This is a genomic window from Streptomyces olivochromogenes, from assembly GCF_001514115.1.
In the GTDB taxonomy this organism is placed as follows: Bacteria; Actinomycetota; Actinomycetes; order Streptomycetales; family Streptomycetaceae; genus Streptomyces; species Streptomyces olivochromogenes.
The window spans coordinates 284,808-305,852 of record NZ_KQ948460.1; the positions used below are offsets into that span (position 1 = coordinate 284,808).

At 69.6% G+C, this 21,045-nt stretch carries 20 protein-coding genes and 3 pseudogenes; 16 read left to right on the top strand and 7 right to left on the bottom strand.

The genetic code is table 11. The features are described 5' to 3' along the window. Nucleotides 1-181: 181 nt before the first annotated feature. Nucleotides 182-508 (top strand): annotated as a pseudogene (locus AQJ27_RS27115) (aminotransferase); the annotation flags it as partial. A gap of 106 nt (nt 509-614) precedes the next feature. Beyond that, nucleotides 615-1,814, top strand: coding sequence for a hypothetical protein (locus AQJ27_RS27120; RefSeq protein WP_201264347.1), 1,200 nt, complete (start codon nt 615-617; stop codon nt 1,812-1,814). 15 nt (nt 1,815-1,829) lie between these two features. On the opposite strand, the gene AQJ27_RS27125 is transcribed toward AQJ27_RS27120, so the two are convergent. Next, the gene (locus tag AQJ27_RS27125; protein ID WP_067374173.1) at nt 1,830-2,366 is read right to left on the bottom strand and encodes a YbjN domain-containing protein; all 537 of its coding nucleotides are present in this window, start codon (nt 2,364-2,366) and stop codon (nt 1,830-1,832) included. A gap of 174 nt (nt 2,367-2,540) precedes the next feature. Beyond that, entirely contained in the window at nt 2,541-5,126 is a 2,586-nt protein-coding gene (clpB, locus tag AQJ27_RS27130) for an ATP-dependent chaperone ClpB (RefSeq protein ID WP_067374176.1), read from the bottom strand. 145 nt (nt 5,127-5,271) lie between these two features. Here clpB and AQJ27_RS27135 point away from each other — a divergent pair, with 145 nt between their 5' ends. After that, nucleotides 5,272-5,685: a pyridoxamine 5'-phosphate oxidase family protein gene (locus AQJ27_RS27135; protein ID WP_067374426.1), complete on the top strand. Its 414-nt coding sequence runs from the start codon at nt 5,272-5,274 to the stop codon at nt 5,683-5,685. A gap of 447 nt (nt 5,686-6,132) precedes the next feature. Here AQJ27_RS27135 and AQJ27_RS27140 read toward each other — a convergent pair whose 3' ends face one another. Next, entirely contained in the window at nt 6,133-6,429 is a 297-nt protein-coding gene (locus tag AQJ27_RS27140; protein WP_067374178.1) for a Rieske (2Fe-2S) protein, read from the bottom strand. Between the two features lie 345 nt (nt 6,430-6,774). Here AQJ27_RS27140 and AQJ27_RS27145 point away from each other — a divergent pair, with 345 nt between their 5' ends. Both AQJ27_RS27145 and AQJ27_RS27150 read left to right on the top strand, forming a co-directional pair. Continuing rightward, nucleotides 6,775-7,758, top strand: a complete 984-nt coding sequence (locus AQJ27_RS27145; RefSeq protein ID WP_079065279.1) for a helix-turn-helix domain-containing protein — start codon at nt 6,775-6,777, stop codon at nt 7,756-7,758. 23 nt (nt 7,759-7,781) lie between these two features. After that, nucleotides 7,782-8,801 (top strand): helix-turn-helix transcriptional regulator, encoded by a 1,020-nt coding sequence (locus AQJ27_RS27150; RefSeq protein ID WP_067374183.1) that lies wholly within the window; start codon nt 7,782-7,784, stop codon nt 8,799-8,801. On the opposite strand, the gene AQJ27_RS27155 is transcribed toward AQJ27_RS27150, so the two are convergent. Further along, nucleotides 8,734-9,798: a helix-turn-helix transcriptional regulator gene (locus tag AQJ27_RS27155; protein WP_067374186.1), complete on the bottom strand. Its 1,065-nt coding sequence runs from the start codon at nt 9,796-9,798 to the stop codon at nt 8,734-8,736. The two genes, AQJ27_RS27150 and AQJ27_RS27155, sit on opposite strands and share 68 nt — an antisense overlap. A gap of 360 nt (nt 9,799-10,158) precedes the next feature. Between AQJ27_RS27155 and AQJ27_RS27160 the strand changes: the two genes are divergently transcribed. The 4 genes and pseudogenes from AQJ27_RS27160 to AQJ27_RS60190 form a co-directional block, all read left to right on the top strand. Next, nucleotides 10,159-11,748: a circularly permuted type 2 ATP-grasp protein gene (locus AQJ27_RS27160; RefSeq protein WP_067374188.1), complete on the top strand. Its 1,590-nt coding sequence runs from the start codon at nt 10,159-10,161 to the stop codon at nt 11,746-11,748. Continuing rightward, nucleotides 11,745-12,677, top strand: coding sequence for an alpha-E domain-containing protein (locus AQJ27_RS27165; protein WP_067374192.1), 933 nt, complete (start codon nt 11,745-11,747; stop codon nt 12,675-12,677). Before AQJ27_RS27160 ends, AQJ27_RS27165 begins: the two co-directional genes overlap by 4 nt. A gap of 5 nt (nt 12,678-12,682) precedes the next feature. Then, nucleotides 12,683-13,537 carry a transglutaminase family protein gene (locus tag AQJ27_RS27170; protein WP_235613623.1) on the top strand — a complete coding sequence of 285 codons (855 nt, stop codon included), beginning with the start codon at nt 12,683-12,685 and terminating at the stop codon, nt 13,535-13,537. A gap of 110 nt (nt 13,538-13,647) precedes the next feature. Continuing rightward, nucleotides 13,648-13,788 (top strand): annotated as a pseudogene (locus tag AQJ27_RS60190) (Scr1 family TA system antitoxin-like transcriptional regulator); the annotation flags it as partial. A gap of 179 nt (nt 13,789-13,967) precedes the next feature. On the opposite strand, the gene AQJ27_RS27175 reads toward AQJ27_RS60190, so the two are convergent. Next, the gene (locus tag AQJ27_RS27175) at nt 13,968-14,507 is read right to left on the bottom strand and encodes a hypothetical protein (protein ID WP_235613622.1); all 540 of its coding nucleotides are present in this window, start codon (nt 14,505-14,507) and stop codon (nt 13,968-13,970) included. Nucleotides 14,508-14,551: 44 nt separating this feature from the next. On the opposite strand from AQJ27_RS27175, the pseudogene AQJ27_RS27180 reads away from it, so the two are divergent. Next, nucleotides 14,552-14,788 (top strand): annotated as a pseudogene (locus AQJ27_RS27180) (hypothetical protein); the annotation flags it as partial. Between the two features lie 65 nt (nt 14,789-14,853). After that, nucleotides 14,854-15,189: a hypothetical protein gene (locus tag AQJ27_RS27185; protein WP_067374434.1), complete on the top strand. Its 336-nt coding sequence runs from the start codon at nt 14,854-14,856 to the stop codon at nt 15,187-15,189. A 13-nt stretch (nt 15,190-15,202) separates the two neighbouring features. On the opposite strand, the gene AQJ27_RS27190 is transcribed toward AQJ27_RS27185, so the two are convergent. Continuing rightward, nucleotides 15,203-15,505 carry a hypothetical protein gene (locus AQJ27_RS27190; protein WP_159064402.1) on the bottom strand — a complete coding sequence of 101 codons (303 nt, stop codon included), beginning with the start codon at nt 15,503-15,505 and terminating at the stop codon, nt 15,203-15,205. 137 nt (nt 15,506-15,642) lie between these two features. Next, nucleotides 15,643-15,897: a hypothetical protein gene (locus tag AQJ27_RS27195; protein WP_067374198.1), complete on the bottom strand. Its 255-nt coding sequence runs from the start codon at nt 15,895-15,897 to the stop codon at nt 15,643-15,645. Between the two features lie 68 nt (nt 15,898-15,965). Here AQJ27_RS27195 and AQJ27_RS27200 point away from each other — a divergent pair, with 68 nt between their 5' ends. The 5 genes from AQJ27_RS27200 to AQJ27_RS56485 are packed head-to-tail and all read left to right on the top strand — an operon-like array spanning nt 15,966 to nt 21,033. Next, nucleotides 15,966-16,661, top strand: a complete 696-nt coding sequence (locus AQJ27_RS27200) for a hypothetical protein (RefSeq protein ID WP_159064403.1) — start codon at nt 15,966-15,968, stop codon at nt 16,659-16,661. Nucleotides 16,662-16,695: 34 nt separating this feature from the next. Further along, a complete protein-coding gene (locus AQJ27_RS27205; protein WP_096240030.1) occupies nt 16,696-17,673 on the top strand; it encodes a hypothetical protein in 978 nt (325 codons plus the stop codon). Between the two features lie 9 nt (nt 17,674-17,682). Next, nucleotides 17,683-18,525, top strand: a complete 843-nt coding sequence (locus tag AQJ27_RS27210; RefSeq protein ID WP_067374204.1) for a hypothetical protein — start codon at nt 17,683-17,685, stop codon at nt 18,523-18,525. Next, nucleotides 18,512-20,893: a hypothetical protein gene (locus AQJ27_RS27215; RefSeq protein ID WP_067374207.1), complete on the top strand. Its 2,382-nt coding sequence runs from the start codon at nt 18,512-18,514 to the stop codon at nt 20,891-20,893. The genes AQJ27_RS27210 and AQJ27_RS27215 overlap by 14 nt, the downstream gene beginning before the upstream one ends. Further along, on the top strand, nt 20,890-21,033 hold the full coding sequence (locus AQJ27_RS56485; RefSeq protein WP_159064404.1) for a hypothetical protein: 144 nt from the start codon (nt 20,890-20,892) through the stop codon (nt 21,031-21,033). The genes AQJ27_RS27215 and AQJ27_RS56485 overlap by 4 nt, the downstream gene beginning before the upstream one ends. The last annotated feature ends 12 nt before the right edge of the window (nt 21,034-21,045 follow it).

A 21,045-nucleotide genomic window follows, 5' to 3' on the forward strand; every position in this document is an offset into this window, starting at 1 on the left:
TAAAGGGACTTGAGACAGTGTTGAGGTTGCCTCACGGGCAGATGCCCTTCAGTGCGATGCCCGATCGTCCAGTACCGCACGACGGAGCCACCGCCCCCGACCTGCGGATTCCGGTGCCTTGATTCCCTACACCACCTGGCGGGCCTGTTACGCGACACGCGAATGAGTGCACGAAAGAGGCGTCACCTGGGTGACGGGCACGCCGGACCTCGTCACCGCGGTGCGGTCGGCCAAGCAGTTCCTGACGTACGTGGCGTCGGGGCCGTTCCAGTACGCCGTGGCCGAGGCGCTGGCGCTGCCGGACACATACTTCGCGGCGCTCCGTGCGGACATGCCGGCCAAGCGGGACGTACTGGCGGCCGGGCTCACGGAGGCGGGGGGCGTCGCCATCCCGAACGCGGTCTTCTACGACCACCGGGAGGCGGGCGCGCCCTTCGTGCGGTTCGCGTTCTGCAAGCGGACCGAGGTGCTGGAGGAGGCGGCGAAGCGGCTCAAGGCGGCCTGGTAGCACGGGGGCCCAAGGCGGTGGGGACGGCGCGCCGAAGTGGGGGAAACCGTACCCACCCAGGCGTGTAAAGCTCGCAAATACTCCGTAAGGGACGCAGAGTTCGGGTGTGACCCACGCCAGTACCCTTCCGGCCCCCGCCGCCCCGAAGCCCGGTGACGGGGGGCACGGCCGTCCGGCGCGCCCCGCGCACGGCCTGCCCCCTCTCGCGCAGGCGCTGGCGCTGTTCGCGACGGCGCGACTCGTCGGCGTTCTCGTGCTCGCCGGAACAGCCTGGGCGGGCGGCAAGCGCCCCCTCGCCCTGCTCGGCCGGTCCTGGGACTCGCTCTGGTACCTGGGGATCGCGGCGCACGGCTACGGACGCACCCAGTACTTCAGGCCCACCGTCGTCCACAGCGACCTGGCCTTCTTCCCGCTGTATCCGGGGCTGATCCGCGCCGTCACGACGCTGACCGCGCTGAGCGGCGGCGCGGCGGGGCTGCTGGTCGCCTGGACCGCCGCCGCGGTCGCCGCCTGCGGGATCTACGCGATCGGGGCCCGGCTGCACGGCCGCGCCGTCGCCACCGTGCTGGTCCTGCTGTGGGGCCTGCTCCCGCACTCGATCGTGCTGTCCCTGGCGTACACCGAGCCCGTCCTCACCGCCTTCGCCGCCTGGTCGCTGTACGCGGTGCTCACCGGGCGCTGGCTGTGGGCGGGCACACTGGCCGCGCTCGCGGGCATGTCGCGGCCGAACGGGCTCGCGGTGGCCGCGGCGGTGCTGGCCGCGGCGGCGTGCGAGGTCTGGCGGCGGCGCGGCCGGGTTTCCCACAGGCTGTGGACGGGCGCCGCGCTCGCGCCGGTCGGCTGGGGCGGCTATGTGCTGTGGGTGGGCCGGCGCGAGGGAGATCCGCTCGGCGGCTATTTCGAGGTGCAGCGGCTGTGGGGCTCGCGCTTCGACTTCGGCGTCGGCTCACTGCGCTTCGTCCGGCATCTGCTGACGCACGGCGACCGTTTCGTGTTCCCGATGACGATGGTGGTCGTGGCGGCGGCCGTACTGCTGTACGCGCTGCTGATCGCGGACCGTGCCCCGCTGCCCCTGCTCGTGCACAGCGGGGTACTGCTGCTGATCGCGCTCGGCGGCTCCGGATTCTTCGAGTGCAAGCCGCGCTTCCTGCTGCCCGCGTTCCCGCTGCTGCTGCCGCTGGCCCGGGCGCTGGTCCGCACGGCAAGAGCCCGGCCCTGGCACGCCGTCCTGGTGGTCGGCGCCCTGGCCGGGCTCTCGTTCGCCTACGGCGCGTATCTGGTCGTCATCGCGCACACGCCGCTCTAAAACCTGGTGGGAGGACTACTCCTCGTCGTCGTCCTCGGGCTTCTCCTCCGCCTCGTTGACTTCCTGCTCGAGGCCGAGCTGCTCGACGAGCCACTTGTCGAACTCGATGGCGGCCCGCACCCAGCTGACCGTCGACGAAACGAAGTGCTCGAGGGCGACGCCGGTGCCGATCAGCATCTGTGCTTCGCCGATCAGGCGGACAGTGCCGTCGTCGTGCGTGTGGCTGTAGACCTTCGGCCACAGCGTGCGGCGGTTCCAGTCGTCGATCGACTCCAGCAGAGTCGGCTTCTCGTCGATCTGGTGCGGCCGGTCGTAGAACGTCCGCACCGAGAAGACCTGCTGGTCCCCCTCGCCGCGGAACATGAAGTACGTACGGAACTCCTCCCACGGCGCCGCGAGGTCACCCTCGTCGTCGACGACGTACTTCAGCTCCATCTGATCCAGGAGCTGCTTCACGAGGTCCTGATCCGGGACGACGGGGCCCGCCGGTCCGCCGGGCTGCGGCTCGGGCTGGCCCCCGAAATTCGGAATCGAGGACGGGTCGATGCTCACCGTGTATTTCCCTTCGTACGGATGCTGCCATCCTCCCCCATCACGGGCGGTCAGTGGCAACCCCCACAGGCAAAGGCACGGCCACCACCACCGGGAGTGTGTATCCGATGCGGCCAGTGACGACGGCGCCGCCGGGACCGGCGCCGTCGACCGCTGGGAATCAGCCCGTCCGGGCTACTGCGCGGCCCCCACGATCAGGCCGTCCCCGAAGGCGTCCACCCGGACCGTGTCGCCGTCCTTGACCTCGCCCGCCAGGATCTCCTTGGCGAGCCGGTCGCCGATCGCGGTCTGGACGAGGCGGCGCAGCGGCCGGGCCCCGTACGCCGGATCGTTGCCCTCGTCCGCGAGCCAGGCCAGGGCCGCGTCGGTGACCTCCAAGGTGATCCGGCGCTGGGCGAGCCTCTTGGCCAGCCGGTCGACCTGGAGCCTGGCGATGCGCTCCAGCTCCTCCATGTTGAGGGCCGAGAACACCACGAGGTCGTCGAGACGGTTGAGGAATTCTGGCTTGAAGGAGGCCCTCACGACCTCCAGGACCTGCTGCTTCTTCTCCTCCTCGGAGGTCAGCGGCTCGACCAAGAACTGGCTGCCCAGGTTCGAGGTCAGGATGAGGATGGTGTTGCGGAAGTCGACCGTGCGGCCCTGTCCGTCGGTGAGCCGTCCGTCGTCCAGCACCTGGAGGAGGATGTCGAAGACCTCCGGGTGCGCCTTCTCGACCTCGTCCAGCAGGACGACGCTGTACGGGCGGCGGCGCACGGCCTCCGTGAGCTGGCCGCCCTCCTCGTAGCCGATGTACCCGGGAGGGGCGCCGACCAGCCGGGCGACGCTGTGCTTCTCGCCGTACTCGCTCATGTCGATGCGGATCATGGCCCGCTCGTCGTCGAAGAGGAAGTCCGCGAGGGCCTTGGCGAGTTCGGTCTTGCCGACGCCGGTCGGGCCGAGGAAGAGGAAGGATCCGGTGGGCCGGTCCGGGTCGGCGATTCCGGCGCGGGTGCGGCGTACGGCGTCGGAGACGGCCTGGACCGCCTCGCTCTGGCCGATGAGACGGCGGCCCAGCTCCTCCTCCATGCGCAGGAGCTTCTGGGTCTCGCCCTCCAGGAGGCGCCCGGCCGGGATGCCCGTCCAGGAGCCGACCACGTCCGCGATGTCGTCGGGGCCGACCTCCTCCTTGACCATGGTGTCCCTGGCGGCTTCCTCCTCCGCCTCGGAGGCCTCCTCCAGGTCGCGCTCCAGCGTGGGGATCTCGCCGTAGAGCAGCTTGGAGGCGGTGTCGAAGTCGCCGTCGCGCTGGGCGCGCTCGGCCTGGCCGCGCAGCTCGTCGAGCTTCTCCTTCAGCTCGCCGACGCGGTTGAGGGACTGCTTCTCCTTCTCCCAGCGGGCGGTCAAGCCCCGCAGCTCCTCCTCCTTGTCGGCGAGATCGCGGCGCAGCTTCTCCAGACGCTGCCGGGAGGCGGGGTCGGTCTCCTTGTCGAGGGCCAGCTCCTCCATGCGCAGCCGGTCCACCGCACGCTGGAGTTCGTCGATCTCGACGGGGGACGAGTCGATCTCCATGCGCAGCCGGGACGCGGCCTCGTCGACGAGGTCGATGGCCTTGTCGGGCAGGAAACGGGAGGTGATGTACCGGTCGGAGAGGGTGGCCGCGGCGACCAGCGCGCTGTCCGCGATCACGACCTTGTGGTGGGCCTCGTAGCGGCCCTTGAGTCCGCGCAGGATCGCGATGGTGTCCTCGACGGACGGCTCGGCGACCAGGACCTGCTGGAAGCGGCGCTCCAGGGCGGGGTCCTTCTCGATCCGCTCGCGGTACTCGTCGAGGGTGGTGGCACCGACCATCCGCAGCTCACCGCGGGCGAGCATCGGCTTGAGCATGTTGCCGGCGTCCATGGCGGAGTCGCCGCCCGCACCCGCGCCGACGACCGTGTGCAGCTCGTCGATGAAGGTGATGATCTGCCCGTCGGAGTCCTTGATCTCGGCGAGGACGGTCTTCAGGCGCTCCTCGAACTCACCCCGGTACTTCGCCCCGGCCACCATGGCGCCGAGGTCGAGCGAGACGAGCCGCTTGTTCTTGAGCGACTCGGGCACGTCGCCCTTCACGATCCGCTGGGCGAGCCCCTCCACGACGGCGGTCTTGCCGACGCCGGGCTCACCGATGAGGACGGGGTTGTTCTTGGTGCGCCGGGACAGCACCTGCACGACCCGGCGGATCTCCTGGTCCCGGCCGATGACCGGGTCGAGCTTCCCCTCGCGCGCGGCGGCGGTGAAGTCCGTACCGAACTTTTCGAGCGCCTTGTACTGGCCCTCGGGATCCGGGGTCGTCACCCGGCGTCCTCCCCTGCTCTTCTGGAACGCCTCAAGCAGCTTCTTCGCACTGGCGCCCTGCTGGGAGAGTACGTCGCCGCTCGGGCCGCCCTTCGCGGCGATCCCGATGAGGAGGTGCTCGGTGGAGAGGTACTCGTCCCCGAGCTCCTTCGCCTTGTCGGCCGCCTCGGCGATGACGGCGAGCAGTTCGCGGTTGGGCTGCGGGGGCGCGACGGTGGATCCGGTCACGCTGGGCAGGCCGGCGAGAACGCGCTCGGCCCCTGCCCGTACGGCGGCCTGGTCGGCGTCGACCGCGGCCAGCAGGTCGGTGATGTTCTCGTTCTCCTGACCACCGAGCAGCGCGAGCAGCAGGTGGGCAGGGGTGAGGTCGGGGTGCCCCTCGGACACGGCCCGGCTGGTGGCCGCGTTGATCGCGTCCCGGCTCCTGTTGGTCAGCTCGGCGTCCACGTTCGCGTTCTCCTCCTCAATACGACCCTGATGTACGACTCTGATGTACGGACTGACTCACCCAACGTACACAAAGTTGAGTCTATTCCACTCAAGGACGGCCGGGGAAGCCATGGCGCCCACGGGTGGGGATACATTTCCGACCATGAGCGCATACCCGGTGGACCCCCACGATCCCGACCCCGCGTACCTCACCTTCTGGCGGGAACGCCATCTGTGCACCCTCACCACCCTCCGGGCGGACGGCAGCCCGCACGTCGTGCCTGTCGGGGTTACATACGACCCCGAGGCGGGCCTGGCTCGGGTGATCACCAACAAGTCCAGTGCGAAGGTGGGGCACGTACTGGCCGCGGGGGCGCAGGGGGCGCGCGTCTCGGTCTGCCAGGTGGACGGGCGCCGCTGGGCGACGCTGGAGGGGCGCGCGAGGATCGCCACCGACCCCGCGCGTGTCGCGGAGGCGGAGCGGCGGTACGCGGAGCGGTACGGGAGGGTGCCCTCGCCGAACCCCGACCGGGTGGCGATCGAGATCACCCTGACCTCAGCGATGGGCCACGGCTGACCGACCCCGGGCACGGGGGTTCGACCGACCGACCCCCAGGTGAGGGGGTGCGGCTGACCGGTCCGGGGCGCGGGGGTTCGGCCGACCAGTCCCAGGCAACGGGGTTCGGCAGACCGACCCGGGCGCGGAGTCCAGCCGACCGACCCCGGGCGCGGGGGTTCGGCTGACCAATCCCGGGCGCGGAATCCAGCTGAGCGACCCCAGGCACGGGACCCGGCTGACCAGCCTCGGGCGTGAAACCCTGCTGACCCGCCCCGGGCACGGGACCCGGCCGACGGGACCCGGCCGTGAGGCCCGGCTGATTTCAGCCGTTGTGGAGATGGCATGAAGATGGGCGGATACCTGGATCTTTCGCCCAAAACTGCAGCGGCGTCACCGTGTTCAGGTCACGGTGACGCCGCTGCGGGGGGAAGTACCTGCGCGATCTACTACGACGGGGGAATCGCGTCAGGCACTGCGGGGGGTGGCTGAGATGGTCCTTACATCCGGGATTTCCGGCTCGGCCAGCTGGTGGTCACGCTGGTCGAGGTTCACAAAGATCATTCCGTACCGAATGGCACATCGCACGGGCTGCGGCGCGCCGCGCGGGCGCCGCAGACACGGGTACGCCCGGACATCCTCGTCGTCGTCCCGGGTGACGACGACCGGCTCTCCGAACACGGTCACCATCAACGAGTCGCCACTGTGGGGAATGGCGGTGGCCAGGTCGATGAAGTGCCATCCAGAGCGGTAGGCGGTGGCCATTTCTCGACGGAAGGAGCGGTCGTCGGGTGGAGTGGTCACGTCAGCCTCCAGCTCCCTCTGCCGTGTCCACGGGCGTGGTGGACACGGCGACCGCCGGCCACTTGCTGTCCGCTCGCATGTCGCTCTTCGTACCGGATAGGCCACTCAGAGCTCCGATGGCCACAACGGCAGAGAAGGCAGCGACAAGCACCGAGCGAAGCATTCTGTTACGCATAGTCGGCTTCGTCCTCACTTGAAGGTCCCCTCTTCCCCCGTCGGATACGACGATGGCTCATTCGGGCACGTCATGGCCACACAATCGGTGCATCATGTTCCTGCACGTTCAGGACCCTGGGGGGTGGAGATTTGGCAACGAATCGGACTAAAGCGACACATCCCCATGCGGTGACCGAACTGTGTGAGGAAGGTGGCCGACTTTATGCGCATGCCCTGCGCACCGGACGTATCGCCCGCGAAGACGTAAAGTCGGCTTCCTGTCTGATGGAATTGTCCCTTCTTCACCCTGATCCCGATGACCCGGACTGGCTGCGACCCGTACCTCCGGCAGTCGCCCTGGCTCAACGGCTCAACCCCCTAGAGCAGGAGATAGCCGAGCGCAGGCGCTGGTCAATCGAACTGTCCGATGCTTTCGAGCCGTTCATGGCGCTCAGCACGCTGACGACGGCGACCACGCACTCGATCACGGTGCTGGAGGGCGGCGACCGCATCAACGCGGCGCTCAACCTGGCCACGGCCCAGTGTCAGACCGAGATGCTCACGGTCCAGCCGAGCAACCGGTTCTCCGAACGCAGCGTCCTCCAGGGGCTGGAGCGCGACCGGCCGCTGACCGAGCGCGGGGTGCGCATCCGGACGCTCTATCAGCACACGGTCCGCTACGACCTGGAGCGACTGGCCTACGTGGAGCAGCTCTCGAACGGCAAGGTGGAGTACCGCACCATCGACGAGCTGGTCGAGCGCCTGATCATCTGCGACGAGACCGTCGCCTTCATCCCCACCCGTGACGACCAGCAAGTCGCCCTGGAACTCCGCAACCCGGGACTCGTCCGCTACCTGATCAAGGTCTTCGAGTTCATGTGGGGCCGGTCCGTCCCGCTGAGCGCCGGCGCCCCCTACGAGACGGCCCCCGACGGCATCACGGAGATCCAGCACTCCATCGCCAAACTCCTTGTGGAGGGGCACGTCGACGAGGCCATCGCCCGCCGCCTCGGCATGAACGTCCGCACCTGCCGCGCCCACATAGCCAAGCTGGCCACCGCCCTCGGCAGCGGCAGCCGGGCCCAACTCGGCTTCCTCATCGCCCAGTCGGGGATCCTGGACCAGGATCGCTGAACGAGCGAGGAGGCGCACCACACATGACAGCCGAGGCACACAGCCACGGAGCGGACGAGATGTGCGAGGCCGGCCGCACCCTGTACGAACGCGCGTTACGCAACGGCGGCGTACCCACCCATGAGGCCACGGACGTCCCCTGCCTGATCGACCTCGGCCTGCTCCACCCGAGCATCGAGGACCTGGAGTGGCTGGAACCCACGGCCCCGGCCGTCTCACTCCACCAGCTGCTGCGCGCCATCGAGGACCGCATCGCGGACGAGCGGCGGCGCGAGGCCCGGCTGGCCGCCGTGTTCGAACCCCTCATGCGTATCGACGGCCGGCACACGTCATCCGCGTCGGACACCCCGATGCTCAGGGTCCTCAGCGGTTCGGACCGGATCAACCGGGCCATCACCGAAGCCATGGCCGAAGCGACCCGGGAACTCCTGTGTATCCAGCCTCACACCGGCCACACCGGTCGGCGCAGCGCGGTGGCGCAGGCCCGCTCCCTGACCCGCGACCAGGATCTGCTGAGCCGCGGAGGCCGCATCCGCACCCTCTACCAGCACACGCTGCGACACGCCCCGTCCCTCCTCGCCCGCTATGAGCAGCTGAGAGGCGACGCCGAGGCCCGTTCGCTCGACGAGGTCACCGACCGGCTCATCGTCGTGGACTCCACCATCGCCTTCATCCCCGCCGACAAGGACGGCTCCCTCGCCCTGGAAGTCCGCCACCCCGCCCTCGTCGACTACTTCGTCACCACCTTCGACCGCCTCTGGCGCCTGGCCACGCCCATGTACCCCCAAGCCGTCCAACGCCCGTCCCTGAACGGCGTCACCCCACGCCAGCGCGCCATCGCCGGCCTCCTCATAGAAGGCCACACCGACTCCACCGTCGCCGACCGCCTCGGCATGAACGTCCGTACGGCCCGCGTCCACATCGCCAAACTCGCCGCGACCCTGGGAAGTGAGAGCCGGGCGCAACTCGGCTATCTCATAGGCCGGTCGGGGATTCTGGATCAGGAACAGGAACAGGGCCAGGAGCCGAGCCGGGAGCGGTGAGTGTCTGGAGTTCCGGGGAGCGCGGCGGCCCGTCCAGCCCCGCCTGCGCGATCCGCACCCCCAACTGCGTACGACTCGCCGCGCCCAGGGTCTCCGAGAGGCGTGCGATGTGCGCCCGGCAGGTACGGACGCTGATCCCCAGCCGCTCCGCGACCACCGCGTCCTGGTGTCCCTCGGCGAGCAGCGCCGCGATGGACCGCTCGCGGTGCGTGATGCCGTCGATGCCGGTCTCCGGGAGCGGCGCGGCGAGCGGGATCGCGAGGCGCCACAGCCGCTCGAAGACCGTGACCAGGTAGTCGACGAGGGCGGGGTGGCGCAGTTCCAGGGCGATCGTGCGGTCCGCGTTCGCCGGGATGAAGGCCACCTTGCGGTCGAAGAGGATGAGGCGCTCGACGACTTCGTCAAGGGTGCGGGCCTCCGCCGCGTCGCCCATCAGCTCCATGTAGTTGTGCAGGCCCTGACCGTGCCGGGCCACGTGCGTGTACAGGTCGCGCATGCGCACGCCCCGCCGGCGCATCTCCAGCGCCCGGTGCAGTCCCTCGGAGAGTTCGTCCTCGCGGCGGATGCCGCCGGGCTGCACGGTGAGCACCTCGGTCGCGCACGCCTCGGTCGCCTCGTCCATCGCGGCCCGGATCCGGGGCAGTCCGTCGAGCACGCGGATCGCCACGCCCTCCGTGGGCGCCTGGACGCGCCCGCCCAGACCGGCGTACCACTCGAAGGCGGCCACCGCGTCGCCCACCCGCGTCTGGCTCGCGCTGACCTCCTCGTACACCCCGCGCAGCAGCCGTGTCATGACCTCCTGCGGCGAGGTCGGCACCAGCCACCCCATGTCGTCGGGGTCCGGATGCAGCAGTGCCAACTCGACAAGACAGGGCACCGTCTCGGCGTCCTCGCGCGGCACGCGTCCGCGCCGCACGGCCCGGGAGTACACCCGGTCCCCGGCCTCGCACAGTCGGTCAGCGCCGTGCGGATGCCTGTCCCTCCTGTGCCCGGCCATCTTCCACCCCTGGCTCCAGCATCCTCGCGATGCGGCGCCTCCGCGCCGTCCGCAGCGCAACTATGCGCGGACCCGACCGCCATCGCAACACGGCTGCGCCCTTCGCACGCCCCCTCTCGCCCCTATACGTACGGAAATATCCCCACCTCCGCACGGCACTCTGCAACAAGCTGACGGTGGTCGGGGTGCGCGACCCGGTGCCATGGTGGACCCGGTTCACCGGGGCGACACGGCGTCCTGGCCCGCCCTGGCCGGACACTCCTCGTCCGGCCAGGGCTCCCCGACCGCTGTCCGGACCGCGTGAGCTGCCGGAAATCGTCGAGTGATCGGTACGTCACGTACCGCACCTACCGTCGGGCCATGGCGGACATATTTGACGCGTACGCGTTGGCCGATGCGTGGGACGAGATGTTTGAGCGGCCGGGTGAAGTCAGGGCCGCCTATGAGCCGGTACTGGCCGCCCTGCAGCCGATCGAACCGGGTGAACTGCGCTTCCGGGCCGACCAGATGGCCCGCGCGTTCACCGACCGGGGCGTGACCTACGCCTTCGCGGGCGAGGAGCGCCCCTGGCCGCTGGACCTGGTCCCCAGGATCCTCGACGCCCTCGAATGGGACCTCGTCCAACGGGGGGTCTCCCAACGGGTGAGAGCCCTGGAGGCCTACCTCTCCGATGCCTACGGGCCCTGCCGCGCCTTCGAGGACGGGGTAGTGCCCTGGCGTCTCCTGCTCAACTCCCCCCATTTCCACCGGGCGGCGCACGGGATCGAGCCACCCGGCGGCGTACGGATCCACGTCGCCGGCATCGATCTCGTACGGGACGAGGCCGGGGACTTCCGGGTCCTGGAGGACAACGTCCGCGTGCCGTCCGGGGTCTCGTACGTCATCGAGAACCGGCGCGCGATGACCAGGATCTTTCCGTCCCTCTTCGCCGAACAGCACGTCGTCCCCGTGGACGGCTACGCGCAGAGACTTCTGGCGGCCCTGCGCGCCGCCGCGCCCGACGGGGTCGGTGACCCGAGGGTCGTCGTCCACACGCCCGGCCCCAGCAACGCCGCCTACTTCGAACACGCCCTGCTGGCCCGGCTGATGGGGGTGCAGCTGGTCGAGGGGCACGATCTCGCCTGCCGGAACAACCGTGTCTGGATGCGGACCACGCGGGGTGAGATGCCGGTGCACGTCGTATACCGACGGCTCGACGACGACTTCCTCGATCCGCTGCACTTCCGGCCCGATTCGGTGATCGGCTGCCCGGGCATTCTCAGCGCCGCCCAGGCGGGCACCGTCACGCTCGCCAACGCCGTGGGCAACGGCATCGCCGACGACAAACTCCTCTACACGTACGTACCCGACCTGATCAGGTACTACCTCGGCGAGGAGCCCGTTCTCCCGAACGTCGAGTCCTACCGTCCGGACGAGCCGGGCCAGTTGGACGCCGTCCTCGACCAGATCGACCAGCTGGTGATCAAGCCGGTGGACGGGGCGGGCGGCCAGGGCATCGTCATCGGCCCCAAGGCCGACCGGGACACCCTGGAGCGCACCCGGGAGGCCGTCGCCGCCGACCCGCGTGGCTGGATCGCGCAGCGGCCCGTCGCGCTCTCCACCTCGCCCACCCTCGCGGGCGACCGGATGGCGCCCCGCCACATCGACCTGCGGCCGTTCGCCGTCAACGACGGCACGGACGTCTGGGTGCTGCCCGGCGGCCTCACCCGGGTCGCGCTCCAGGAGGGCAACCTCATCGTCAACTCCAGCCAGGGAGGCGGCTCCAAGGACACCTGGGTACTGGCGGAGGGCCCCGCCGAGCGCCCCCACGTTCTCGACTTCGCTCGAACAGGGGGGACCCACATCGCCGAGGACCCCGACGGCGGCGACACGGCGTTGGACGTGGTCCCGCGCCAGCTCGGACCCGACGGCGCCCGTGGCGTCGTACAGGAAGGGGCACAGCAGCAGTGAACGACGTGATCCTCTCCCGCATAGCCGAGGCCCTGACCTGGACGGGCCGTTACGTCGAGCGGGCGGACGCCACCAGCCGCATCCTCGACGCCTACCTCCACCGCCTCCTGGAGGACCCCTGGCGCGACGAGGACGTGGCCTGCCGCTCCCTGTACGCCATCCTCGGCGTCGACGCGGGCGCCGAACGCGTCGACATGCAGCAGGTCCTGGACCAGCTCGCCTTCGACGCCCGCTCCACCTGCTCCATCGAGGGCGCGCTCGGAGCCGCCCGCCTCAACGCCCGCAGCGCCCGCGAGGCCGTCTCCTCCGAGATGTGGGAGTGTCTCAACTCCACCTGGCACGCGCTGGCCGACCAGCGCCTCGCGGCCCGCCGTACGGGCCCGTACGCGTATCTGGAGCTGGTACGCCGCCGGGCCGCCCTCTTCTTCGGCCTCGCCGACTCCACGATGAGCCGCGACGACAGCTGGCGTTTCGTGGTGCTGGGCCGGAGCCTGGAGCGGGTGGACATGACCGTACGGCTCCTCTCCGTCCGCGTGCTGGACGCCGCCCACGCCCCCGACTGGCCGACGCTGCTGAGCGCGAGCGGCGCGGACGAGGCGTACGCCCGGGTGTACGGCGGTTTCGGCGACACCCCGAGAGTGGCCGAATTCCTCCTGCTCGACCGGGACTTCCCCCGGTCCGCCCTGCACGCGCTCACCACCGCCGAGGAGTGCCTCGCCGCCCTCGGCCGCCCCCGTCAGGACCCGGCCCGCCGCCCGATAGGCCGTATGAGAACCCGCCTGGAATACCTGGACCTGGCGGCCCTGGAGGAACAGCTCCCCTTGCTCCTGCATGACCTGCAACAAGCGTGCACGGCCTCGGCGGAGGCGGTGGCGGAGAGGTTCTTCCCGTACCAGGGGCCCGTCGAGTGGGCCCAGGAAGGAGCGTGAGCGCGATGAGCACTCCCGTGACACGCCGGCTGCGGATCCGGCACACCACCCGCGTCTCGTACGCCCAGGCCGCGGTCTCCTCCCACAACGAGGTCCGCATGACCCCCCTGACGCTCCCCGGCCAGACGACCCTGGACGCGCGGGTCACGGTCAACCCGACCACGCCCACCTGGTCGTACTGGGACTACTGGGGCACCCAGGTGACGGGCTTCGACCTGATGGAACCGCACGAGAACCTGACCATCACGGCGTCGAGCCTGGTGGAAACGGCCCCACCGGGCCCGCCGGTCCCCGCGCCGACCTGGGCGGAGGTCGCGAGAGCGACGGCGAACTCCCGCCTCCTGGAGTACGCGTCCCCGACCAGCCGTACGACGGTGACGCGGGAGTTGGTGCGGCGGGCGAGGTCGGCGTCGACGGGCCTGGACCCCCACGAGACGGCGGTCGCGGTCTCGGCCATGGTCACCGACCAGGTCGCGTACCTCCCCGGGGCCACCGGCGTGAACACCGGCGCCATGGAGGCCTGGGAGCAGGGCGCGGGCGTCTGCCAGGACATCGCCCACCTGACGGCGGCCCTCCTGCGCGGCCTGGGCCTGCCCACCCGCTATGTCTCCGGCTATCTCCACCCCGAACGCGAGGCCGAACTCCACCGCCCCGTCGCCGGTCAGAGCCACGCCTGGATCGAGTACTGGGCCGGCGACTGGACCGGCTACGACCCCACCAACAGCACCCGGGCCGACGAGTCCCACGTCGTGGTCGGCCGCGGCCGCGACTACGACGACGTCACCCCGCACAAGGGGATCTACCGGGGCGTGGCCGGGGGCCCACCGGAGGTGACGGTGGAGTTCACACGGGTGGCGTGAGGGGGAGGTATCGCCCATGGGTCGGGCGCGGGCTCAGCTCCGCTTGGGCCCGGTGATCGTCTCCCCGATCACGAAACCCTTCTCGGGCGTCTCGTGCGAACCACACCCCACTGGGCTTCGAGAACACCGAGCAAGCCCTGAGGTTCCGCATGGAGAGGCAGCACATCCTCACGCGCGAGAGCCCTCCCACCGTGCACGCCGTGATCCACGAAACAGCCCTGCACATGCGCTTCGGCAATACGCAGATGATGCGCTCGGAACTCGGCACCGTGGTTCTGGAACAACCTACGGGCGCCCGGTATCTGAGCGAGCGAACGCAACTGCGTCGCTACGGCGAGATGTTCGAGCGTCTCGTCGAGAATGCCCTTGCCCCCGTCGACGTATCGTTGGCCCCTGAAGCACACTCGTTGAAGGACTCGCTGGGTCCACCTCAGGCCGCGGCCCAGCTCGTGAGCAGAGCCTCGCGCGCCGCCCGCCAGGGCGTCACGCCGTCGCCCTCGACGCTCCCCCACTCCAGCAGCCGCCCCACGTCCGCCATACCGTCCACGAACCGGTTCAGCAGTGCCACCGACAGCTCGTACTCGGACTGGACGTAGCCCCCGACGGCCGCGGTGTACACCGTCAGCTCGGCCTTCTCCTCGTCCGTCCGTACGTGGAGTTCGAACGCGGGCGGTGCCTCACCGCCACCCGTCGCCATGTCGAGGACCGTGTCCATCACGTTGTTCACCAGCCACCGGGTACTGGAGCGCACCTGCACGTCGTGGACGGTCACCTCGCGGAGGTCCGCCCAGGACCAGAACCCCTCCTGGCCCGTACCCACGGCCTGAAGCCCCTCGGGGGTGAGCCGCACCCCGCGCCCGTACCCCTCGGGCTCGGCGCCCACGTACACGCTCTCCTTGGTGATCCAGAACAGGCCGATCATGGCCACGGACGCCTCCAGCACGACGAGCACATCAAGTACGACAAACACGGTCCCCCTCTGAGACACCGGCGGGCCCGGATTGGTTCAGCCACCGCGAATGGACCTTCGAGCTGAACGGCGGCAGCTTCAAGCTGCCGACCGAACTCACCCGTGCCACCGCGCGCGAGCTGCGCGACCTCGACGACAACGACGTGGACGGACTGCTCCGACTCCTCCTCGGCGAGCAGCAGTTCACCCGCTTCGAGAAGCACGACGTCACCATGCAGGACATCGCCGCGATCCTGGAGGCCTACGGCAAGGAGACGGGGCTGGGCCTGGGGGAAGACTGAGCCTCGGCGAGCTCGTCGAAGAGCACGCCGAGGCCCTGGAGGCGGACCTGCTCCGCCACTACGGCATCGACCTCCTGGACTGGCACCACGGCCGGCTCTCCTCCCGCCGGCTCGCGGTCCTGGTCCGGCACCTGCCGCGGGACAGCGCCCTGCTGAAGGAACTTCATGGCGAGGCCGCCGAGTGGTCGCTCACCGACCACCTCCTGGCGAACGCTGTCGACCGACTCGCCGAAGCCAACTGGATGTTCGCCATGGTCAACCGCGACGAGGACAGCGAACCGCTCGACTACCCGGAACCGGTACCCCGGCCGGGGCTGCCTTCGGACCCGGGCGAGAGCCCGCACGGAACGTCCGGTGATTCCCTGCCCTCGCTGCAGGAAATCCAGCGGTTCCTTTCCTGACGGCGGGACAGGGTCAGAGGCAGGAGTTACCGGTCACGAGGAGCAGAGCGGCCGCGATTCCTCCGACGATCCATGGCACGATTCCGCGGCCCCTTTGCGAAACCACTTCTGAATAGCTGGGATCTTTGGAGTCGTAGGTCACGTCCATGCGCTGGCCGATACCGGCCGGCGGAAACTGGTAGGGCATGCTGTCGCAGTAGTACTGCAGGCCGGTCGACTTCATACGCCAGGCGCAGGATGACCAAGCCCTTCCCGTCCCGAGCCTGCTGTACGCATTTTGCGCTGACAATAATTCCCCTGCGCCGGAGATTTCCATCGCGCCAGATGAAGAGAAGCGCCCCGGCCAGCACAGGGATTCCGAAGATCAGCACACCCGGCCTGTTGCCTTGCAGCACCTCAAGCACTTTCCCACCCTCCGACCTCACCTGGGTCTCAGCGGTCACGGACTCTTTCTTAGCCGTAGGCGCCAGTAAGAGACCAAATGAAGAAATCGCCGGCTATCAGCAGGACTCCGATGACCGCGCAGATGATGCCTTTTCGGCGCATCCGAGGCACATTCGACAAGTCGCCCTTTTGCCTATCTTGACGAATTGCCATATGGAATATGAGAACGAGGAGCAGAAAGAATCCACCGATCACAGCTAAAGCAGTGCCCGCCATTCTGGCCAACACCTCGGCGTCACTCACTTCGGAAGAAGCCTCGTACATCGAACCCCCTCTTGATCACCCGAACTGGGAAACCAGACCCGCGCGCAGCATACAAGGCGGTGCATCCCGTGGCACAGCACACGACCGAAGACGTCTACGAGAAATTGACGTCGTTGGAGAAAACAGTCGATACCCTCCCCAAGGGGGTCGGCTCGAAAGCCGTCACCTCCGCAGAGCTCGACCAGAAAATAACCTCCCTGAAGAAGGCGATCGAGGAAGGCCCGAAGGACAAGCCCACGGACCTGAAAGGCGCCATCAGCGAGCTTCCCGTCCTGAAGGAAATAATCGGTATTTTCAAGGCGAACAGCACCGCCGCGACCCTCATCCTGGCGATCGTGGGATTCAAGGCCTTGTTCGCCACCATCGGCGTGAAATTCCTGGACCTTCAAAAAGTGTTTCAGGCATTCATCCGCTCGCATGCCGCAGGCAGGGAGGTCACCACCAACGACCGCGGACGCATCACCCTCGCCACCCCCGAACAACCCCAGTCCCCCAACCCTCTCCCCTCCGTCGACAACGTCAACGCCGTCAAGGACGCCATTCACGACCTGAACCAGGTGGTGCACACCTACTCCACCCAGGCCCGGAACCTGCCTTCCCCCCGGTCCATGCGCCAACTGGCCTCGGCCGCCGGACGGCTGACGCGGGCCGCCGAGCAGCACGCGCAGGTCGACCAGCTCGCCCAGTCGGCGCACACGCTTGAGCAGCGGTTCACCGCGCTGTCCCGGGTCGTCGCCGATGACGGCGGTGGCAGTGCGAGCTGACCCAGAGCGGCCATCCATCTGATCGGAGGATCCCGTGTCACTCGTTCGTTCTCTCTCCAGTGCCACCACGGCGCTCAACCGCCTTCGTTCCGCGGCCGGCTCCACCGGCGGCGCGCTGACCACCATCAGGAACCGGACCGGGCAGGCCGGCTCAGCGGTGGACAAGCTGCGCGACGGTCTGCGCACCACGGACACGACCCTCGGCAAGTCCAAGGGCGCCACCGACAAGTTCAAGACCTCCCTCGACCACCTAAAGACCTCCTCCGGGCACGCCAAGAACGCCCTTCGCGACGTCAAGACACAGTCCGACGCCGTGGAGAAGTCCGTCGGAAGGGCGGGCAAGCAGGCGGGGCAGGGCGGGACGTCCATGGGCGGCTTCGGGAAGGGGCTCAAGGGAGCGTCCCTCGCGCAGAAGGGACTCAACACCGCCATGAAGGCGAACGCCTTCGGGCTGATCATGAGTCTGCTCGCGCCGCTCATCTCGCAGTTCATCAACATGGACAAGGTCTCCGCCGCCCTCGCCAAGGGCGTGAAGTGGGCCTGGAACGCCATCTACGGGGCCGTCAAGAACCACGCCGGGCCGATCAAGTCCGTCATGAAGGGCATCATCAACGCCTTCACCGCCCTGCCCCGCGCCTACATCAGCGGCCTCAACGCGATGATCGGCGCCCTGAACCGCATCCATGTGAGGATCCCCGGCTGGGTCCCCCACTTCGGAGGCCGCGAGTTCGGCATCCACCTGCCGATGCTGCCCAACATCCCCACCCTCGCCCAGGGCGGCATCGTGCCCGCCCGCACCGGCGGCACCCTCGCCCTCGTCGGCGAGGCGGGCGAGTCCGAGGCGGTCATCCCGCTGTCCAGGCTGGAGCGGATGCTCGGCTCGGGCGGCGGCATGCGCCGGCTGGCCGCCGCCGTCGAGGCGCTCGCCGAGCGGCCCGTCCAGATCGATGTCGACTCCCAGACCATCGCGCGCGCAGTCCTGCTCGGACAGCGCAAGCTCGCCCGGAGGTGAGGCAGGACCATGGCCAGGAATCTCTGGATCGGCAAGCCCGGTCTGCTGCGGGAAATCGACCAGGCCGCCAGGAACTGGGACCGTACGGCCGAGTTGAACGTCACCGAGTTCAAGTCCCTCGAAGGGCGGGTCACCACCGTCGCCCCGGCCCGCACGATCCGTCGGCTCAAGCTCTCCTGGGAGTCGCTCGCACCCGGTGACGCCCAGCATCTCTCCCGGCTGGCCCGCCGCGTCAACGGAGCGGGCGTCCAAGGGAGTTCGCTGACGTCGTACGGGCCACTCGCCGTGCTCGACCCGGCCTCCGTGAATCTGCTCGACCCGTACCAGGCCGCCGCCCAGAGCAGCGAGCCCGGCGGCAGCGACCACTGGTTCACCGCCACCGGCACCGTGGTCATCAGCCCGTCCGTCAACGACACGGTCGTCGCCGACTTCCAGGACACCACCCGGATCGGCTGGCGGCACGGCGTGTGGGCGGGCTGGCCGGTGACGCCCGGCATGCAGGTGTCCTGGCTGGTTCCGGCCGACTGGGATCCGGCCCTCGCCGTCGCGCAGTTGGACTGGAAGACCGCCGACGGCTCATATCTGAGCACGACGGCCGCGAACGGGGCGAGCGTCACCGGCACCGCACCCGCCGGGGCCGCCTTCGTCACCCCGGTCGGCGGGCCCGGCGCGGCCGGTCTGCGGGGTCTCGCCGGAGCCTGCCTGACCATCGGCGAGAGCCCCGTCGCGCACGCGCTCGGCGAGGGCTGCCCGGCGATGTCCGTGACGGCGTACAGCGACGTCCCGTCCACCAGGCTGCCGTACCGCAGCGTCAGCCTCGACCTGGTGGAGGTGCACGGTGCGGAACTCTGACGAGGTACTCGCCGACGCCCTCGCCGCCCCCGAACGGGTCCCGGCCCACTCCACCCGGCTCGGCGGCCGTGAGATGGGCGGGCAGGTGCAGTCCTGGCGGGTGGAACGGGCGTACAGCACCGATGTGCCCGAGGCGCTGCGGGCGTTCTCCGGGAGCGCGGCGGCCCAGCTGGAGCTGTCGCTCGGCGGAACCGGCGAGCCCGCGCCCCGGCTGTACTCGGCCTGGGCGGGTCGCACCACCGGCGACGTCGTACGCCCCGGGCAGTCCGTGGTGCACGAGGCGGGCGCGAGCGGCCGTACGGTGCCCGCCTTCCGCGGCACCGTACGGTCCCGTACAGCCGCCTCCGGCAGCGACACCGTCACCGTCCAGGCGCTGGACGGCGCGGAGCGGCTGCGCGGGCCCGCGCAGCTGCCACGGCCGTACCACGGGCTGCTGCGCGCCCAGCCCGTGGCGACCGCGACCTGGTGCGCGGACGAACTCCTGCGCCAGGCCGGCGTCCACAGTTGCCCGCCACCCCGCGCCCCCTTCGTCGACGCCGACGTCTCCAGGCCGTTCACCGCGCTCTATGCCTCACTGCACGGCGGCTTCAACGCCTCGTACGGGCAGCCCGAGACGCTGCCGGCCCCGTCGGCGTACTCCTGGGTCCGGGACGGGGCGCCGTTCGAGATGGCGCTGATGCCGAAGGCGGCCGGGCTCGCGGTCTCCTGGATGCCGCGGTCCCGCTTCGTCGTCGCGGGCAAGGTGTTCCAGGCCGAGGTGCACGTCAACACCGCTCTGTCCGTGGGCAACGAGCTCGAACTCAAGCTGATCTACGACCGCAGCGCGGGCGCGTACGGGAACTACGCCCTGAACGTGTACTTCGCCACGGGCGTCGTGAAGATCACCTCTGGAACGGTCGGCGGGTCGGGCACGGTCGCGAGCTGGACGATCCCCAAGCTCGCCTCCTTGAAGGGCGTGTGGCACCTCGGGTTCACCGTCGACACCCGTTCGGGCACCGTCGGCGCGAACACCCAGGCGACCGTGTATGCGCGGCTCACCGCGCCCGACGGGGAGTACGTCGTCCCGTCGACCGGGCCCTACACCTTCACCGAGACATCCGCGCTGCAGCCGCCCTCGGAGCTGTTCCAGATCAACCTGAAGACGGACGTGGCCGTCGAGTGCCTCCAGGTCACCGACCGGTCGTGGCCCGACCTCTCCTCGTACACCGCCGACGAGTGGGAACAGAAGGGCCGTTGGGTCAAGGGCGCGGTGCTCGACGACGCGACGGTGCCGCTCTACCACGTGCCGCAGCTCTCCGGCTCCCAGTGGGACGCCCTCACCGAGATCGCCAAGGCCACCATGTCCACCGCCGAGTTCGACGAGCAGGGTGTCTTCCACTGGCGCGGTCCCGGCCGCTTCCAGTCGGTGCCCGCCCGGCCCGACCTCACGGTCACCACCCGGCGCGACATCGCCGCGCTCACCGTCTCGGAGGAGATCGACGCCTGCCGCAACCACTGCGAACAGCCCTATCAGGACTGGACCGGCGTCACGAGCACGTACAGCGACACGGTCACCGACACCGTGATCCGGGAGATCAAGCCAGGCGTCTCGGTGGACGTCGCCTACGCCGTCGCCGAGGACGAGCTCGACATCGGCCCGCTGCAGATCGAGGACGACGTGACACCCGTCGGCGGACACCGGGTCCGCTTCGGCAGCGCCGCGACGGGCGGCAGCTCGGTCAAGGGCAGCGTGACGGTCAGCTCGCGGCGCGACGGCCCGAACTACGTCGTCCGGTTCACCAACTACGGTACGGCGAGCGTGTGGACGGTCACCAAGGACGGCAAACCGTCCGTGCAGATCATCCCGCAGAAGCGCGCGCGGGACCCCAGACAGCGCTCGTTCGCCTGGTACAACACCACCAGCCAGTCCTTCTACGGCAAACAGGTCTACCAGGCGCCCGCGACCGACTGGGTGCAACAGCAGCAGGTGGCCTCGGACCTCTCGCACGCCATGCTCGACGCCGGCCGCTACCCGGTGCCGGTGCTCGGCGAGGTGGAGGTGCTTCACGACCCGCGCATCCAACTCGGGGACGTCGTACGGGTGGTGGACCGCAGCGGGGCCGGGCTCGACACGCTCGCCTGGGTCATCGGGATCCGCACCACCTGCCAGGCGGGCACCGCACCCCAGCAGACGCTGACGCTGCGCGGCACCTCCTACAACGGCGCCCCGGCCGACTCCGGGCTCACCCCGGACGCGCCGGTCGATCCGGCGTACGGCACCCAGCGCACGTACGCCCTGATCGACGCGCAGAACGCGACGCTCGACGCCCTGACCACCAGCAAGATCACCTATCGCGACCTGCTCAAGGCACCGGGAGGCGCGGCATGAGCGAAATGCCCCCCGAGGACGCGGTGTCGGCCGACGACGACGGGAACGTGGCACACCCCGTGCCGATCGACAGCTCCTCGGCCCAGGAGGGCGACAGCGGCACACCCGCCGACCTGTTCCCGCCGGCGCTCGGCGGCTGACCGCGCCGTCCG